We start from the raw sequence: 17265 nt of genomic DNA on the forward strand, positions 1-17265 counted from the left end.
GCGCTGAACATGGTGATCATCGCTTCGATGATCGGTGCCGGCGGCCTCGGCTACGACGTGCTCCTGGCGCTACGCGCGCTGAAGGTCGGCGAGGCGATGGAAGCCGGCCTTGCCATTGTGGCACTCGCCATCGCACTCGACCGGCTGAGCCAGGCCATCGCGCACAGCCAAGCAAAGGGCCATGTCCATCAGGAGGTAAGCCCGAGCCTCTGGCGGCGCTACCCCAACCTGACGCTGGCCATCGCCATCCTTGTCGTGACAACACTGTCCGGTCTGTTCGTGCCGGCCTTGGCAGTGGTGCCGAAAGCGATCACTTTCACCACGGCGCCGCTGTGGAAGGCGGCGGTGAACTGGGTGACCATCAATTTCTTCGACACGATCGAAGCGTTTCGCGTGGCGCTCATCCTCAATCTGCTGAACCCGCTGCGCGCCTTTTGCGAGGGCTTTCCGTGGCTCGGCGCCGTCTTCCTGCTCGGCCTTGCCGGCTATCAACTCTCCGGCCTGCGTCTCGCCGTCCTCGTCGCCGCGCTGACCGCCTTCTGCGCCATCACCGGCCTGTGGGAAAAGACCATGGCGACGGTCTATCTCTGCGGTATTTCGGCCTTCATCGCCTGCCTGATCGGCATCCCGATCGGGCTGATGGCTTCGCGCAGCGACCGGTTCGAGAAGATCGTCACGCCGGTCATCGATACGCTGCAGGTGCTGCCATCCTTCTGCTTCATCATCCCGGTGGTGATGCTGTTTCGGGTCGGCGACGTCACCGCGATGATCGCGACGATCGCCTTCGCCGTGGTGCCGGCGATCCGCTACACCAATCACGGCATCAGGCAGGTGCCGCCGGCGCTGATCGAGGCGGCCAAGGTGTCGGGCTGCACGCCGCGCCAGACCTTCTTTCGCGTGCAACTGCCGCTGGCGCTGCCGGAAATCATGCTGGGCGTCAACCAGACGATCCTGATGGCGCTGGCAATGATCATCATCTGCGCCATGGTCGGCACCCGCGATCTCGGCCAGGAAGTGTTCATCGCGCTGTCCAAGGCCGATTCCGGCCGCGGCATCGTCGCCGGTCTCGCCATCGCCTTCATCGGCATCGTCGCCGACCGGCTGTTCAACGCCTGGACGGCGAAGGCGCGCGCAAGGCTGGGTTAGGATTAGCCGCCCCGATACAGGAGAGAATGATGACTGGCCGGATCGCTCACTGCACCTGCGGCCAATTGCAGATCCGCTGCCCGCAAGAGCCGGCCAAGGTCTCGCTTTGCCATTGCCTGGACTGTCAGCGGCGGACCGGCACTCCGTTCGGGATCGCCGCTTTCTTCGATGCCGCCGAGACCGAGATCAGCGGCTCATTCCAGACATTCCAACGCGATTCCGACAGCGGCTTTCCCGTCACCTTTCATTTCTGCGGAACGTGCGGCTCAACGGTCTTCTGGTATCCGTCACGAAAACCGGCGGCGGTAGCCGTCGCAGTCGGCTGCTTCGGAGACCCGGCATTTCCGGCGCCGACGCAGTCTGTCTATGGCGAGAGTCGCCACGGTTGGGTCGAGGCGCCGGCCTGACGGCGCCCACTCGTTATTCCGCCGCAACGCCCTTCACCTCAAGATAGCTCTCCATCGAATCATCGAGCGCCTGCAGCCACGGCGTATGATGCAGCGGCGCCATGGTGCCGGTCATCAGCGAGCGGTAGGCGTGGTCGCGGAAGCTCATAATGTCTTCGCCCTTGTGGTGTTCCCATTCCATGAAGGTCTGGTTGACCGCCTCGACGTCGAAACCGGGATAATCGGTCTGGTCCATCAATTCCTTGGTGTAGTCGCCCTGGAACCAGATCATCTGCTCGGCGTCTTCCAGCGTTTCCTCACGCGCGCGCCACTTCGCGCCGTGAGCGGCCATCGCCTCGGCCGAGGGCAGCTTGATGCGGCCCATGATGACGTCGCGGGCAAACCAGGCCTGCGCGTCGAACATATTGAAGGTGTAGAACTGATCCTGCATGCCGATATAGGAAAGCTGTGGGTTCTTCTCCCAGACGACGCCTTCATAGAGATCGAGCGGCCACATGCGGTTGGCTGTCTTGAGCTTCAGATCGTCGGTCAGGAAGGGGAAGGAATGCAGGTACCCGGTGCACAGGATGATGGCGTCGACATCCTTGGTCGTGCCATCCTTGAAATGCGCGGTTTTGCCGACGACCTTCTGCAGCAGCGGCACCTCTTTCCAATTCTCCGGCCATTTGAAACCCATCGGCTTCGAGCGGTAGCTGGAGGTGATGGATTTGGCGCCGTATTTGTAGCATTGCGAGCCGATGTCCTCGGCCGAATAGGAGCGGCCGATGATCAGGATATCCTTGCCCTTGAACTCCATCGCGTCGCGGAAATCATGGCTGTGCAGGATGCGGCCATTGAAGGTGGAGAAACCCTCGAAATAGGGCACGTTGGGTACCGAGAAATGCCCGGAGGCGACGACGACATTGTCGAACTCTTCCGAGTAGGTGACGTCGTTGGTGCGGTCATGCGCGGTGACGGTGAATTTCTTCGTCTCGTCCGAAAACGTCACCATGCGCACCGGGCTGTTGAAGCGCACCCATTTGCGCAAGCCTGATTTCTCGACGCGCCCCTTGATGTAGTCCCACAGCACGGCGCGCGGCGGATAGGAGCCGATCGGCCGGCCGAAGTGCTCCTCGAAAGTATAGTCGGCGAATTCCAGGCATTCCTTTGGTCCGTTCGACCAGAGATAGCGATACATGGAACCGTGCACCGGATCGCCATGCTCGTCGAGACCGGTGCGCCAGGTGTAGTTCCACAGGCCGCCCCAGTCCGACTGCTTTTCGAAGCAGACGATCTCGGGAATGTCGGCGCCCTTGTCGGCCGCCGATTTGAAGGCCCTGAGCTGTGCCAGGCCGGATGGGCCGGCTCCGATGACGGCAACGCGACTTTTCATGGCAGGCCTCCCGATCTGGTTTCGACTTTTGCCTTGACGCAACTCCCAAGGGGAAAGCGCTATGCGCTTTTTCCGGAATTGCTCTTACGAAACAAATTTCACTCACAGGGACAGTAATTGGCCCTTTCGTGCTGTCAACAGCCCGGTGCGGAAACAACGTTCCGCCGATGTGGATTTCCCGCAAAAAACCGGACGCGGCCAAACGCCGGATCGTGCGCATGTGCTTTCAGGCGACTTGCCGTCGCAGTTGCGCTGCTGTATCGGCACCTGACATGTTCACCTAGAGTGAAATAAATCCGCAGGAGTGCCGGGGGCGACATGGCGAAGAAGGTTTCCGATTCCAAGGCTGGTCCAGCCGGTGCAAAGGCCAAGCCGCAGCCAAAGGTCTCGGCCGACGGGAAAACCATCCGCGCGCCGCTGACGCAGAACCCGCATGCCATTCGCGACACGCGCGAAAAGGTGCTGGAGGTGGCGATCGGCCGCGAGGTGCGCGCCTTCCGCAAGAAGCTCGGCATCACCGTCGCCGATCTGGCGGTCGCCACCGACATTTCGCTGGGCATGCTGTCGAAGATCGAGAATGGCATCACCTCCCCGTCACTGACCACCTTGCAGGCGCTGTCGCGGGCGCTCGGCGTCCCGGTGACAGCCTTCTTCCGCCGCTTCGAGGAAGAGCGCAGCGCCGTTTTCGTCAAGGCCGGCCAAGGCCTCGATGTCGAGCGCCGCGGCACGCGCGCCGGTCACCAGTACAATCTGCTCGGCCATATCGGCTCCAACACCAGCGGCGTCGTCGTCGAGCCCTATTTGATCACGCTGACCGAGGATTCCGACGTGTTTCCGACCTTCCAGCATGAGGGCATGGAATTCCTCTATATGCTCGAGGGCGAGGTCGTTTACCGGCACGGCAGCAATCTCTACCCGATGAAGCCCGGCGACAGCCTGTTCTTCGACGCCGACGCGCCGCACGGGCCGGAACAGCTGACGAAACTGCCGATGCGGTATTTGTCGATTATCTGCTATCCGCAGAGCGCGGGTTGAGCGGGACTCGATCTCCCCCCACGAGGGGGAGATCGGCAGCTTCGCGGGCGTCGCTCAATCCGGCCCGAACCCAGGGCTCGTCGGGCTGCCGTCGTCGAGCTTCGACAGCCACTCGACCAACGTTGACCTATATCGGGTCAGGCCCTTGTAGTTGCCGAGTTCGTCGGGCAGGTCGCGGATGACACGGTGCAGGCGCCGGGCCCATTTTGGTTGCGTCACCAGCTCATCCATCTTGATCAGATAGCAGCGGATCGGAAAGACGATGCCGTTCGAGCGCGGCAGGCGCCAAAAACTCTGCAGCTCGACGCGCAGATGCACTTTGTCGCCGACATTCTCCGGCGTCACCGTAGCCCGGTCCGGACCCCATTTGTGATAGTTTTCGGGGCTGGTGTCGAGGCGCGGATTGATGGTCATCGTCCAGTTCAGGCGCCTGGCCGGCTTGCCTTGCTGGATGTTGGTGAGGAATTTCAGCGCCCTGACAAAAATCCCCTTCTCATGCGCCAGCGGCACCGGCGCGTGCCATTCGAAAAAGTTCATGCCGATGTCGAAATCGAGCGACCAGTCGGCTTGGGTGGTGACCATGCCGGCATCCATCCACAGATTGCCGTCGCGCTGGTCGAGGATGCAGAAGTCGCCCTGGCTCTGGCGGGTGATGTACTCCATCGGGCCGTAAGGCAGCGTCGAGGTGTCGCCGAAGGTGAAGGTGTCGTCGATGCCGAGCGGCCGGTTGATCCAGCGCCAGCGGTCGCCGTCGCGGGTCAGTGTGAAATGTTCGGGATAGCCCAGCGCCTGCTGCTCCATCAGCAGTTCCAGCAGGTCCCAGCCGGCCAGCGTCATGTGCGGCAGCGACTGGCAGCGCAGCGGGTCCTCGGCCAGCACCAGCGCCCGGTCCTGCATCTCGGCGACATAGTGCTCGTCGACGTCGATCAGGTTTTCCAGCACGCTGCCTTTCGGCCCGACGACATGCGGCTCGATGTTGACCGCATACATGTAGGCGTCTTCGTGGAAAGGGAACGGGAAGCGCCTGATGTGCTCAGGGCTGTTCCTGAAGGTGAAGTCGTCGCGGAACGTTTCCTTGCGAAAGGTGATGCCCATGATTTCCTCCTAGCGCTCCAGGACCAGCGACCGGCCCTCGAAGCGCGACACGCACGGCATGATCTTCTTGCCCGAACGGTGCTCTTCCTCGCTCAGCCAGTGGTCGTTGTGGATGAACTTGCCGTCGCAAGAGATGACGTTGGTTTCGCACTGGCCGCAGACGCCGCCGCGGCAGAGATAGGGCGGATCGACGCCGGCCGCTTCGATCGCTTCCAGCAGGCTCTGCTGCTCATCGACGCGGATCGTCTTGCCGCTGACGGCAAGCGTCACGTCGAAAGGCAGGCCAGGCTGGGGGGCCGCGAAATGCTCGAAATGCACGGTTTCCGATGGCCAACCGAGGCTTGCCGCGCGATCACGCACCCAGTTGATCATGCCGGCCGGGCCGCAGACATAGAGATGCGTGCCGAGCGGCTGCGTCGACAGCAGCCGGTCGAGTTCGATGCGCTCGTCAAGGTCGTCATGATAGAGCCTGACCCGTCGGTCGTAGCGCTCGCGCAGCACATCGGCATAGGTGCCGAGCGATGCGGTGCGGCAGGTGTAGTGCAGTTCGAAATTGCCGCCTTCCGCCGCAAGCTGAGCGGTCTGCGCCATGAACGGCGTGATGCCGATGCCGCCGGCCAGCATCAGATGTTTTTTGGCGCGCAGGTCGAGCGAGAACAGATTGACGGGATAGCTGACCACCATCTCCATGCCGGGCTTGACGTTCCGGTGCATGAACAGCGAGCCGCCGCGGCCGACATCGTCGCGGCGCACCGAGATCGTGTATTCGCGCGTGTCGAGCGGCGAGCCCATCAGCGAATAGGGGTTGAGCCTGGTGCGTTCGCCGTCGCGCATCTCGACCACGACATGGGCGCCGCCGGAAAAGGTCGGCAGCAACTCGCCGTCGCGCCGGCGGAAATGGAAGCGGGTGACGAGGTCGTTGACCGGGACGACGTCGCTGACCACGACATCGAGTTTTGTTGTTCCGGCGCTCATCGGAAAACCTCCTCCATCGGAGGAATCTCGCTGCGATCCTCGGCGTTGATGCAGACGCCCTGGAACGCCGCGATGCGCCTGGAATAATGATCGCGCACCAGAAGCAGCAGGCCGCAATGCGCGCAGGTCGCCGGCTGCGTCGTCACATTCTCGGTGATGCCCTTGCAGTGGACGCATTGCATGCGCCGCGCCAGCGAACCGCGGTGCTCGGTCTGGATCGAAGTGTGGTCGATGCCGGCTTCAAGCGCCACCTGCATCGCCTGGCCGATCAGGCCCTCAGTGCCGGCGAGATAGAGGCGCAGGCCCATATGCGCATTTGCCAGTGTCTGCCTAAGCCGTGGCAGCAGGCTGGCGAAGGATGGCGACAGATGAAACTGCACCGGTCTCAGCGCTTCGAGGGCTGCGGTGTGTTTGCCGTCAGGCCCGGGAATGAAGACGATGTCGGCGTCGTCGAAAAACCCGGGCGGCGCCCTCCCGGCCATCTCCGCTATCGCCAGCGCCCCTTCCGCATCCGCGATAAAAAGATGATGCTTGCCGGGCTGCGGAGACAAGGTTCCGTAAACAGGCCGGCTGATGATGCTTTTGGCTGCCATTTAAGTCTTCGTGCCTTCGAGCGCTTCACCGTTTCATAGAAACGGCGGACCGCTCTATCTCTTTGCTTTGACGCAATTCCGGACGGAAAACCGTTTCACACTTTTCCTGGAATTGCTCGAACCCCTCGCCGTCGACTATGCCTCAACCTTTCGCCGTGCGCTTGGTCTTCTTGGGATCGTCGAATGGCAATGGCTGGGCGGTGGCCTTGATGGCGCCGCTCCTGTTGCGGATTTCGAGCTTGGTGTCCTTGACCGCGCAGTCGACGTCGAGGCGGGCGATGCCCATCGATTTCTCGACCAGCGGCGAATACATGGCGCAGGTCACCACGCCCACCTTCTTGCCGTCGCGATAGACCAGCGCACCCTCATCGGCCGGCTCCTTGCCGTCGAGCAGAACGCCGTAGATCTTGAAGCGCTCCTTACCCTTGAGGCGATAATGCTCCTCGGCGCCGCGAAAGCCGGTCTTTCCGGGGCTGACGGTGAAGTCGAGGCCGAGTTCCCACAGCGTGTCGCCGGGTCCTTCGTTCTCGAACGGGTATTTCTGCGAATTGTCGTAGGGGTAGAACAGCAAGTAGCTTTCCACCCGCAGCATGTCGAGGGTGGTGAAGCGGCACGGAATGATGCCGGCGCTCTTGCCCTCGTCGAGAATCCTGTCCCAGATCGTGCCGGCATCCTGGCCGCGGCAGAAGATCTCGTAGCCGCGCTCGCCGGTGTAGCCGGTGCGCGAGATCATGACGGGCAAACCGAACAGTTGCGTCTGCATATGATGGAAATAGTTGAGGTCGCGAATGCCCGGCACGTGCTTGGCCAGATAGTCGACGGCGGTTGGCCCCTGCAGCGAAAGATCGTGCAGATTGTCGTCGAAGCGCAGCGACACGTCGCGGCCCATAGCCGCCCGCTGCAATTCTTCATGGCCGGTGCCCGAACCATGCACGACCATCCAGGCATTGGGGCCGGTGCGGTAGAGGATGCAATCGTCGGTGAATTTTCCCGCCTCGTTCAGCATGCAGGCATAGGCCGACTTGCCGGGATAGATCTTTTCGACGTCGCGCGTCGTCGCCAGGTCGATCAGGTGTGAAGCATGCGGCCCGGTGATGTGCACCTTCTTGAGGCCGGAGACATCCATCAGGCCAGCCTTGGTGCGGATGGCGATGTACTCCTCGTCGGCATCCTTGTCGTAGGTCCAGGCGGTTCCCATGCCGCTCCAGTCTTCGAGCTTCGAACCGAGCGCTCGGTGGCGATCCGCCAGGGTCGAAAATCTCCAGGATGCCGTCATCCGCTCGTCCTCCGTTTCGATAATGCTCTGCTGTTCCCTGCCCCCTGCGCAGTGGCGGGAGCTTTGACCGAATATTGATCGCAAACGCCAGGACGCCGCAATACCCATAAGCAATTAATTTCATTGTCAGGCAAAATCCACCGCGCAAAGCAAACAGTTAACCTCACGTAAATCGCGCTTGACAATTGCGGGATTCGGACTGAATTTATGAAAAAAATTTCACTCTCTTGAAAGAGGGCAGCGGCCGGCCAATTCGGGGCCTGGCGTTGGAAAAAGGGGAAAACCGATGTCAGACATGCAACAGCGCATCGAAGCGCTGTACCGCTCCGACGTGCGCGGATCTGCGCTCCTGATCGTCTGCCTGTGGGCGACGATCCTCTTCGTCCTGCTCATGACATGGCCCTACATCCCGCACAGCGGCATCAAGGCCGTGGTCGCGATCGCCGCCGCCGCCGTGCTGATCTTCAACACGGCCGCCATCCTGGCGATGGTCAAGCACTACAAGGAAGACAAGGAATTCATCTACGGGCTCGACATCAAGAACGCCGACGCATTCCGCAACCGCAAGTCCTGAGGGGTAGAAGAAATGTCCCGCTACACGCCGCCGGAGCAGAGCAAGGCCGGGCAGGTTTTCGACATCGCCGTCGTCGTCGTCGCCATTTTCGTGGCGCTGTGGCTGCCGCTGAAACTGGGCCTCGCCGGTGCGGCGAAATCCATCGACGCGCTCGACGCCAAGACGTGGGAAGCGCTCGGCCAGAACCCGACCATGGCCTCGATCTGGGAAAAGCTCGGCTACACGCCCGAGACCGCGCACGACATCATCCAGAACCGCTTCCATTATGTCATCGACTGGCCGACGCTGATCATAATGGCTGCGGTGCTGATAGGCTATTTCGTCTTCCTGTTTCGCGCATCCGACCGCGAATATCGCGACGTCATCAACGAAAAATTCGACGACAAGTAAGAGTTCTGAGGACGATTTAATTCGGGGACACGATCATGTGGGTGGCACTCTCTTACGCATGCTGGGGCATCTCGATCGTGCTCGCTTTGTGGATGCTTTACGACTGGTTCAAGGTCGACACGACCTTCTCCGAAGAGGTGCTGACCTCGTCGCGCGAAGGCGAACTGGAAGCCACTTCCGAAAAACACCGGATCTGAGTGAGGATTGAACAATGACGATCGCACTTGAACCGGCTGCCCCGGCTGTCCAAGGGGACAGAGTTTCACTCCTGCGCGTGCTCGGACCGGCCCATGTCTGGGCGCTCGGCGTCGGCATCGTCCTGGTCGGCGAATTCACCGGCTGGAATTTCTCGGCGGACAAGGGTGGCGCGCTGGCCGCGCTCATCGTCTGCTGGGTCGTCGGATTGCTCTACACCTCGGTCGCGATGATCGATTCCGAGGTGACATCGACCGTGGCCGCCGCTGGCGGCCAGTATGCGCAGGCAAAGCACATCGTCGGACCGCTGATGGCGTTCAACGTCGCGCTGTTCCTGGTCTTTGCCTACACGATGCTCGAAGTGTCCGACGCCATCCTGCTCGGCGACACCATCGTCGCCAAGGCCGGCGTCGAAGGGCTCACCCACAATTCCTTCATCGCCGCGACCATCGTCGTGCTGGCGTGGCTGAACTATCGCGGCGTGCTGATGACGCTCAACGTCAACTTCGTCATCACCGCGATCGCCTATATCTCGATCGTCATCCTGTTCTTTTCGGTCAGCCCGTGGACGCAAGGCGCGGTGCTGAAGCTGAACGAACTGGTCACCCCAGGCAATGCGCTTCCCTATGGCTGGATCGGCGTCATCGCCGCCTTCCAGTTCGGCATATGGTACTATCTCGGCATCGAAGGCACCACACAGGCCGCCGAGGAAGTGCGCTCCCCGGCCCGCTCGCTGCCTTACGGCACCATGGCCGGCATGATCACGCTTTTGATCGCGGCGGCCATGACCTGGTATGTCTGCGCCTCCCTGATGCCCTGGGAATATCTCGGCATCACCTACTATCCACTGTGGGACGCCGGCAAGCTGACCGGCAGCCCGCTGCTCGAGAACCTGTTGTTCGTCGCCACGCTGCTCGCCGCGCTGGCGTCGGCCAATGGCTGCATCAACGATGCGGCGCGCGCCTGGTTCTCGCTCGGCCGCGACCGCTATCTGCCGACATGGTTCTCGGCCGTGCATCCGAAATATCGCACGCCCTATCGCTCGATCCTGTTCCTGCTGCCGATCGCGCTGGCCTTCGCCTTCATCGCCGACCTCAACCAGGCGATCACCTTTTCGATCCTGTCGGGGGTGCTGCAATACACGTTCATGAGCATCAACATCATCATGTTCCGCAAGAAATGGCCGCTGGGCTCGATCCGCCGAGGCTACACCCACCCCTTCCATCCGATCCCGGCCATGGTGCTGTTCTGCCTGTGCGTGGTGACCTTCTTCGCCATCTTCCTCGGCTTCGGCTCGCAGCTGATCGCCATGGTCGCCTTCTACTTCCTGATCTCGCTGTGGTTCCACTTCTACCGTTACAAATTCGTGCGGCGCGGCGACCAGTTCACCATGCCGTGGCCAAAGCCGCAGGGTTATTGATGGGAGTAGGCCCGTCCGGATCCCGGGCGGGCCTGGCATGAGAAAATGTCCGATCTGACATCAGCACTGCTGGCCGGGGCCATTGTCCTGGTTGTCGTTCTCCACCTTGCCTGGCAAGCGCGTGCCAGCCGCAGCAGGGCATCGATGGCGCTCGCCGTCGAGCAGGACCGCATCCGCACAATCATCGCCGATGCTGCCAATGTTTCGGATGGCACCGCCGGCGTCATCACCTGGGAAGGATCCTGGAACAGCAAACGTGTCCAGGTGCGCACCATCGTCGATACGCTGGCGACGCGCAAACTGCCGGCGCGCTGGCTCAGTGTTTCGATCACCGAAGAGGTCGCGGTACCAGCCACCTTCGACATGATGATGCGGCCGGGCTCGCCGACGACCTTCTCCAATTTCGATCATCTCGAGCATACGCTGCCCAAGGCTCCGGGATTTCCCGCCGAGTCGGTGCTGCGCACCGACCGCAGGGCGGCGCGCTTTCCGCAAGGCCTGATCGCCAGCCATATCGAGATCTTTTCCGAAGGGCGCGCCAAGGAACTGCTGATCACGCCCAAGGGTATACGCATCGTCTGGCTTCTGGCCGAAGCCGAGCGGGCGCGCTATGGCGTTTTCCGGCAGGCCGAATTCGGCGACGCCGCACTCGATCCCGCGCTGATCGAAAGGCTGCTGATGTCGGTGTCGGCGCTTCGCGACGCGATCAACAAAAGCGAACGGCAGGCCGCATGACCAGTTCCGCCACTGCACCCGCCAATCCCTATCTGGTTCTCGGCGCCGCAATCGTGCTGCCGGGAAGCGGGCACGTCATTCTGGGCGTGCCGGTGCGCGGCCTTCAATTCCTTTTCTTCATGGTGATCCTGGCATGGGTGACGGCCAAGATCGCGCCGCCCGATGCCAGCTTCGTCGGCCGTCACGCCGGCGGCTTCCTGATCTATGCTTTGTCGATCCTGGACGCCTACAAGCTCGCCCGCATCCGCACCGCCAAATGGGTTCACAACGCCCGGCAAGGCAACGATAGTGGGCAGAGCGGCATTGAGACGCATAGGTAATTAGAGGAATATTTTTTTCATACGATTGAATTTGCGGACCTCATTCGATACATCATTTTCAGAGTTGCAAACGATCTCTTAGCTACAAAACGTCGGGAGGCTGACATGTGTGGAATTGTCGGACTGTTTTTGAAGGACAAGTCGCTGGAACCCCAGCTTGGCGCGATGCTGTCGCAGATGCTGATCTCGCTCAGCGATCGCGGTCCCGATAGCGCCGGCATCGCCATCTATGGCGCGCCGTCCAAGAATGAGGCCAAGATCACCATCCAGTCGGCCAAGCCCGACCGCGATTTCCGCGGCCTCGAGGCGGAGCTCGCCAAGGCCATCGGCACGCCGGTGACGATCGCGGTGAAATCCACCCATGCAGTCGTCAGGACCACCCCCGCGAAGATCGATGAAGCGCGCGAAACCATCCAGGCGCTGCGCCCCGACATCCGCATCATGGGCGCCGGCGACGTGGTCGAGATCTACAAGGAAGTCGGCCTGCCCGAGGCAGTCGTCGATCGCTTCGATGTCCGCAAGATGACCGGCACACATGGCATCGGCCATACCCGCATGGCGACGGAATCGGCGGTGACGACGATGGGCGCGCATCCGTTCTCGACCGGCGCCGACCAGTGCCTGGTGCACAATGGCTCGCTGTCGAACCACAACAATGTCCGCCGCGAACTGATCCGCGAAGGCATGACCTTCGAAACCGAGAACGACACCGAAGTCGCTGCCGCCTATCTCTCGTCACAGATGGCGCATGGCAAGAATCTCGGCGAGGCGCTGGAAGGCACGCTCTCCGACCTCGACGGCTTCTTCACCTTCGTCGTCGGCACCAAGAACGGCTTTGGCGTGGTGCGCGATCCGATTGCCTGCAAGCCAGCCGTGATGGCCGAAACCGACCAATATGTCGCCTTCGGCTCGGAATATCGCGCGCTGACCAAACTGCCCGGCATAGACAATGCGAGGGTCTGGGAACCCGAGCCCGCAACCGTCTATTTCTGGGAGCATTGAGTTCATGCCGGCAACCACGCTTTCAAAAACCGCGGCACACGACCCTCGGGTCTTCGATCTCGACCAGTTGTCGCTGCGCGAACTCAACCAGGCGCTGCACAATCTGGCTCCCGGCTCGAACGAAACGGCATGGGAAGTGCTGAACCCGAAAGGCAGCCATTCGGTGGCCGTTGGCGTCGACCAGCCTGTTGCCATCGATGTGCGCGGCAGCGTCGGCTATTACTGCGGCGGCATGAATTCCGGCAGCACCATTACCGTGCATGGCTCGGCAGGGCCTGGAGTCGGCGAGAACATGATGTCGGGCTCGATCACCATCAAAGGCGACGCCAGCCAGTATGCCGGCGCCACCGGCAAGGGCGGCCTGCTGGTCATCGAAGGCAACGCCTCGTCGCGCTGCGGCATTTCGATGAAGGGCATCGATATCGTCGTGCATGGAAATATCGGCCATATGTCGGCCTTCATGGCGCAGTCAGGCAATCTGGTGGTGTTGGGCGATGCCGGCGATGCGCTCGGCGATTCCATCTACGAGGCGCGGCTCTTCGTGCGCGGCAAGGTCGACAGCCTCGGCGCCGACTGCATCGCCAAGGAAATGCGGACCGAGCATCTGGAATTGCTGCAGGGCCTGCTCGACCGCGCCGGCGTCACCGGCGTCAAGCCGTCGGAGTTCAAGCGCTACGGCTCGGCGCGTACCCTCTATAATTTCAATATCGACAACGCCGACGCGTATTGAGGCAGCATGACCTACAGGAACCCGCCGACGACGCCGCGCAAATCCGCGACCTTCGACGACTACACGCTTTCCGAGATCCGCCGTGCCGCGGCGACCGGCATCTATGACATCCGTGGCGCCGGCGCCAAGCGCAAGCTGCCGCATTTCGACGACCTACTGTTCCTCGGCGCCTCGATCTCGCGTTACCCGCTCGAAGGCTATCGCGAGCGCTGCGACACATCGGTCGTGCTCGGCTCTCGCCATGCCAAGAAGCCGATCGAGTTGAAGATTCCGATCACCATTGCCGGCATGAGCTTCGGCTCGCTGTCGGGTCCGGCCAAGGAAGCGCTCGGACGCGGCGCTACCCTGTCGGGCACCTCGACCACGACGGGCGACGGCGGCATGACCGAGGAGGAGCGCGGCCATTCCAAGCAACTGGTCTATCAATATCTGCCGTCGCGCTACGGCATGAACCTGCGCGATCTGCGCCGCGCCGATGCGATCGAGGTCGTCGTCGGCCAGGGCGCCAAGCCGGGTGGCGGCGGCATGCTGCTTGGCCAGAAGATTTCGGATCGTGTCGCCGAAATGCGCACGCTGCCGAAAGGCATCGACCAGCGCTCGGCCTCACGCCATCCCGACTGGACCGGACCCGACGATCTCGAGATCAAGATCCTCGAATTGCGCGAAATCACCGACTGGGAAAAACCGATCTACGTCAAGGTCGGCGGCGCGCGCCCCTATTATGACACGGCGCTTGCCGTGAAGGCCGGCGCCGATGTCGTTGTCGTCGACGGCATGCAGGGCGGCACCGCCGCCACCCAGGAAGTGTTCATCGAAAATGTCGGCCAGCCGACGCTTGCCTGCATCAGGCCGGCCGTGCAGGCGCTGCAGGACCTCGGCATGCACCGCAAGGTGCAGTTGATCGTCTCCGGCGGCATTCGCAACGGCGCCGATGTCGCCAAGGCGCTGGCGCTCGGCGTCGACGCGGTCTCGATCGGCACGGCGGCCCTTGTCGCGCTCGGCGACAACGATCCGCGCTGGGAGGCGGAGTACAACGAGCTTGGCACCACGGCCGGCGCCTATGACGATTGGCACGAGGGGCGCGACCCCGCCGGCATCACCACGCAGGATCCGGAACTGATGAAGCGGGTCGATCCGGTGACTGCCGGGCGCCGGCTGGCGAACTACCTCAAGGTGATGACGCTTGAGGCTCAAACGATCGCCCGCGCGTGCGGCAAGAACAGCCTGCACAATCTCGAACCCGAGGACCTGGTCGCGCTGACGATCGAGGCAGCCGCCATGGCCGGCGTGCCGCTGGCCGGCACCAACTGGATACCGGGGAAGAACGGCTTCTGATCAACGAAGGGCCGATTCCCGCATACTCGGGAACAACAATCGATAAAAATGGGGAACTACCGTGGCAACTGATCTTGCTGAATTCGCAAGGGCGAAAAACGTCAAATATTTCATGATTTCCTACACTGACCTGTTCAGTGGCCAGCGTGCCAAGCTGGTGCCGGCGCAGGCGATATCAGACATGCAGAAGGACGGCGCCGGCTTTGCCGGTTTCGCCACATGGCTGGACCTGACGCCGGCGCATCCCGACATGCTTGCGGTGCCGGATCCGGATTCGGTGATCCAGCTGCCGTGGAAGCCTGAGGTCGCCTGGGTGGCGGCCAACTGCATCATGGACGACAAGGAGGTCGACCAGGCGCCGCGCAACACACTGAAGCGGCTGATCGCGGAAGCCGCCAGCGACGGCATGCATGTCAAGACCGGCGTCGAGGCCGAGTTCTTCCTGATCTCGCCTGACGGCAAGACGATCTCCGACGAATACGACACGGCCTCAAAACCCTGCTACGACCAGCAAGCGGTGATGCGGCGCTACGACGTCATCGCCGAGATCTGCGACCACATGCTGGCGCTCGGCTGGGGCGCCTATCAGAACGACCATGAGGACGCCAACGGCCAGTTCGAGATGAACTGGGCCTTCGACGACGCGCTGGCGACCGCCGACAAGCACTCGTTCTTCAAATTCATGGTCAAGTCGATCGCGGAAAAGCATGGCCTGCGCGCGACCTTCATGCCGAAGCCCTTCCAGGGCCTGACCGGCAATGGCTGCCATGCGCATATCTCGGTCTGGGACAAGGCCGGCAAGACCAACGTCTTCGCCGACAATTCGATGGAGCTCGGCCTGTCGGCCAAGGGCAGGAATTTCCTCGGCGGCATCATGAAACATGCCTCCGCACTGGCCGCGATCACCAACCCGACGGTGAATTCCTACAAGCGCATCAACGCGCCGCGCACCATTTCGGGCGCGACCTGGGCACCGAACACGGTGACCTGGACCGGCAACAACCGCACCCACATGGTGCGGGTGCCCGGCCCCGGCCGCTTCGAGCTGCGGCTGCCGGATGGCGCCGCCAATCCCTATCTCCTGCAAGCGGTCATCATCGCCGCCGGCCTCGACGGCATTCGCTCGAAGGCCGATCCTGGCAAGCGCTACGACATCGACATGTACCAGCATGGCCATACGGTAAAGGGCGCGCCAAAACTGCCGCTCAACCTGCTCGACGCCTTGCGCGAGTTCGACAAGGACAAATCGCTCAAGGCGGCGCTGGGTGAGGATTTCTCGTCGGCCTACCTAAAGCTGAAGCACCAGGAATGGAATTCCTATGCTTCGCACTTCACGCAATGGGAGCGCGACCACACGCTGGATATTTGACCACCAGCGCGACGCGAGCGACCTCGGAATGAACTGATGAAATATTCGATCTTCTCGCTCGCTCGTGCCGCCCTGTCCGGCCACAAGAACTGGCAGCGCACCTGGCGCGACGCCACGCCGAAGGATCGCTACGACGTGGTGATCATCGGCGGCGGCGGGCACGGGCTGGCCACCGCCTGGTTCCTCGCCAGCGAGTACGGCATCAAGAATGTCGCCGTGCTCGAAAAAGGCTGGATCGGCTCCGGCAATGCCGGCCGCAACACCACCATCATCCGCTCCAATTACGGTCTGCCCGGCAACACCGGCTTCTACGAATTGTCGATGAAGCTGTGGGAGCGGATGGAGCAGGACCTCAACTACAATGCGATGGTCAGCCAGCGCGGCGTCATCAACCTCTACCATTCCGATGCGCAGCGCGACGCCTATGCGCGGCGCGGCAACACTATGCGCATCAACGGCATCGACGCCGAACTGCTCGACCTCGCTGCCGTCAGGAAGATGATCCCGTTCCTGAACTTCGACAATGCGCGCTTTCCCGTGCAAGGCGGGCTGTTGCAGCGGCGCGGCGGCACGGCGCGGCACGATGCGGTGGTCTGGGGCTATGCGCATGCGGCGAGCGAACTCGGCGTCGACATCATCCAGAATTGCGAAGTCACCGGTTTTGTCAGGGACGCCAATGGCAAGGTGACCGGCGTCGAGACGTCGCGCGGCAAGATCGGCGCCGGAAAGGTTGGCATGGCGGTCGCCGGCTCCTCGTCGCGCGTCGCAGCAATGGCCGGTCTGCGCCTGCCGATCGAGAGCCACGTGCTGCAGGCCTTCGTCTCCGAGGCGATCAAGCCGCTCATCCCGGGCGTCATGACCTTCGGCGCCGGCCATTTCTACGTCAGCCAGTCCGACAAGGGCGGCCTCGTCTTCGGCGGCGATATAGACGGCTACAATTCCTACGCCCAGCGCGGCAACATGCCTGTGATGGAAGACGTCTGCGAGGGCGGCATGGCGCTGATGCCGATGATCGGCCGCGTGCGCCTGCTGCGCCAGTGGGGCGGCATCATGGACATGTCGATGGATGGTTCACCGATCATCGACAAGACGCCCGTCGACGGGCTCTATCTCAACGCGGGCTGGTGCTATGGCGGCTTCAAGGCGACGCCAGGGTCCGGTTTTGTCTTTGCGCACCTCCTGGCTCGCGACGAGTCGCATGAAGAAGCGGCACGGTTCCGCCTAGACCGGTTCCGAACTGGCGCCATGATCGACGAAAAGGGCCAGGGCGCCCAACCGAACCTGCATTGAAGGCGG

At 62.2% G+C, this 17265-nt stretch carries 19 protein-coding genes; 14 read left to right on the forward strand and 5 right to left on the reverse strand.

The window, feature by feature from the left end:
• Both EN879_RS01330 and EN879_RS01335 read left to right on the forward strand, forming a co-directional pair.
• Positions 1-1146: ABC transporter permease subunit (locus EN879_RS01330; RefSeq protein ID WP_127273924.1), on the forward strand; the 1146-nt coding region annotated here is incomplete at its 5' end.
• Positions 1147-1175: 29 nt separating this feature from the next.
• Positions 1176-1553: a GFA family protein gene (locus EN879_RS01335; protein WP_063167622.1), complete on the forward strand. Its 378-nt coding sequence runs from the start codon at positions 1176-1178 to the stop codon at positions 1551-1553.
• 13 nt (positions 1554-1566) lie between these two features.
• Here EN879_RS01335 and EN879_RS01340 read toward each other — a convergent pair whose 3' ends face one another.
• Positions 1567-2925, reverse strand: a complete 1359-nt coding sequence (locus tag EN879_RS01340; protein ID WP_013532892.1) for an NAD(P)/FAD-dependent oxidoreductase — start codon at positions 2923-2925, stop codon at positions 1567-1569.
• Between the two features lie 318 nt (positions 2926-3243).
• Here EN879_RS01340 and EN879_RS01345 point away from each other — a divergent pair, with 318 nt between their 5' ends.
• Positions 3244-3960, forward strand: a complete 717-nt coding sequence (locus tag EN879_RS01345) for an XRE family transcriptional regulator (RefSeq protein WP_013532893.1) — start codon at positions 3244-3246, stop codon at positions 3958-3960.
• Positions 3961-4014: 54 nt separating this feature from the next.
• On the opposite strand, the gene EN879_RS01350 is transcribed toward EN879_RS01345, so the two are convergent.
• The 4 genes from EN879_RS01350 to EN879_RS01365 form a co-directional block, all read right to left on the reverse strand.
• Positions 4015-5055 (reverse strand): DUF3445 domain-containing protein, encoded by a 1041-nt coding sequence (locus tag EN879_RS01350; protein ID WP_063167621.1) that lies wholly within the window; start codon positions 5053-5055, stop codon positions 4015-4017.
• Between the two features lie 9 nt (positions 5056-5064).
• Positions 5065-6030 carry a PDR/VanB family oxidoreductase gene (locus EN879_RS01355; RefSeq protein WP_063167620.1) on the reverse strand — a complete coding sequence of 322 codons (966 nt, stop codon included), beginning with the start codon at positions 6028-6030 and terminating at the stop codon, positions 5065-5067.
• Positions 6027-6623, reverse strand: a complete 597-nt coding sequence (locus EN879_RS01360) for a dimethylamine monooxygenase subunit DmmA family protein (RefSeq protein WP_063167619.1) — start codon at positions 6621-6623, stop codon at positions 6027-6029. The genes EN879_RS01355 and EN879_RS01360 overlap by 4 nt, the downstream gene beginning before the upstream one ends.
• Positions 6624-6765: 142 nt before the next feature.
• Positions 6766-7899 (reverse strand): aminomethyltransferase family protein, encoded by a 1134-nt coding sequence (locus EN879_RS01365; RefSeq protein ID WP_063167618.1) that lies wholly within the window; start codon positions 7897-7899, stop codon positions 6766-6768.
• A gap of 286 nt (positions 7900-8185) precedes the next feature.
• On the opposite strand from EN879_RS01365, the gene EN879_RS01370 reads away from it, so the two are divergent.
• The 11 genes from EN879_RS01370 (at position 8186) to EN879_RS01420 (ending at position 17259) form a co-directional block, all read left to right on the forward strand.
• Positions 8186-8473, forward strand: a complete 288-nt coding sequence (locus EN879_RS01370; RefSeq protein WP_013532898.1) for a hypothetical protein — start codon at positions 8186-8188, stop codon at positions 8471-8473.
• A 12-nt stretch (positions 8474-8485) separates the two neighbouring features.
• On the forward strand, positions 8486-8863 hold the full coding sequence (locus EN879_RS01375) for a hypothetical protein (protein ID WP_013532899.1): 378 nt from the start codon (positions 8486-8488) through the stop codon (positions 8861-8863).
• Between the two features lie 35 nt (positions 8864-8898).
• Entirely contained in the window at positions 8899-9060 is a 162-nt protein-coding gene (locus EN879_RS01380) for a hypothetical protein (RefSeq protein ID WP_013532900.1), read from the forward strand.
• Positions 9061-9074: 14 nt separating this feature from the next.
• Positions 9075-10478, forward strand: a complete 1404-nt coding sequence (locus EN879_RS01385) for an amino acid permease (RefSeq protein ID WP_024502594.1) — start codon at positions 9075-9077, stop codon at positions 10476-10478.
• Positions 10479-10523: 45 nt separating this feature from the next.
• Positions 10524-11213 (forward strand): hypothetical protein, encoded by a 690-nt coding sequence (locus tag EN879_RS01390; RefSeq protein WP_024502593.1) that lies wholly within the window; start codon positions 10524-10526, stop codon positions 11211-11213.
• Complete coding sequence (locus EN879_RS01395) at positions 11210-11533, forward strand: hypothetical protein (RefSeq protein WP_063167617.1); 324 nt, start codon at positions 11210-11212, stop codon at positions 11531-11533. Before EN879_RS01390 ends, EN879_RS01395 begins: the two co-directional genes overlap by 4 nt.
• A 105-nt stretch (positions 11534-11638) precedes the next feature.
• Positions 11639-12535, forward strand: coding sequence for a glutamine amidotransferase family protein (locus tag EN879_RS01400; protein WP_063167616.1), 897 nt, complete (start codon positions 11639-11641; stop codon positions 12533-12535).
• Between the two features lie 4 nt (positions 12536-12539).
• The gene (locus EN879_RS01405) at positions 12540-13265 is read left to right on the forward strand and encodes a GXGXG domain-containing protein (protein ID WP_013532905.1); all 726 of its coding nucleotides are present in this window, start codon (positions 12540-12542) and stop codon (positions 13263-13265) included.
• Positions 13266-13271: 6 nt separating this feature from the next.
• On the forward strand, positions 13272-14600 hold the full coding sequence (locus EN879_RS01410) for an FMN-binding glutamate synthase family protein (protein ID WP_063167615.1): 1329 nt from the start codon (positions 13272-13274) through the stop codon (positions 14598-14600).
• A 61-nt stretch (positions 14601-14661) separates the two neighbouring features.
• Entirely contained in the window at positions 14662-15969 is a 1308-nt protein-coding gene (glnT, locus tag EN879_RS01415) for a type III glutamate--ammonia ligase (protein WP_063167614.1), read from the forward strand.
• Positions 15970-16005: 36 nt separating this feature from the next.
• Entirely contained in the window at positions 16006-17259 is a 1254-nt protein-coding gene (locus tag EN879_RS01420; protein WP_013532907.1) for a sarcosine oxidase subunit beta family protein, read from the forward strand.
• Positions 17260-17265: the final 6 nt, after the last annotated feature.

The sequence above is a fragment of the Mesorhizobium sp. M7A.F.Ca.AU.002.02.1.1 genome (genome assembly GCF_003998535.1).
GTDB classification, from domain to species: domain Bacteria; phylum Pseudomonadota; class Alphaproteobacteria; order Rhizobiales; family Rhizobiaceae; genus Mesorhizobium; species Mesorhizobium ciceri.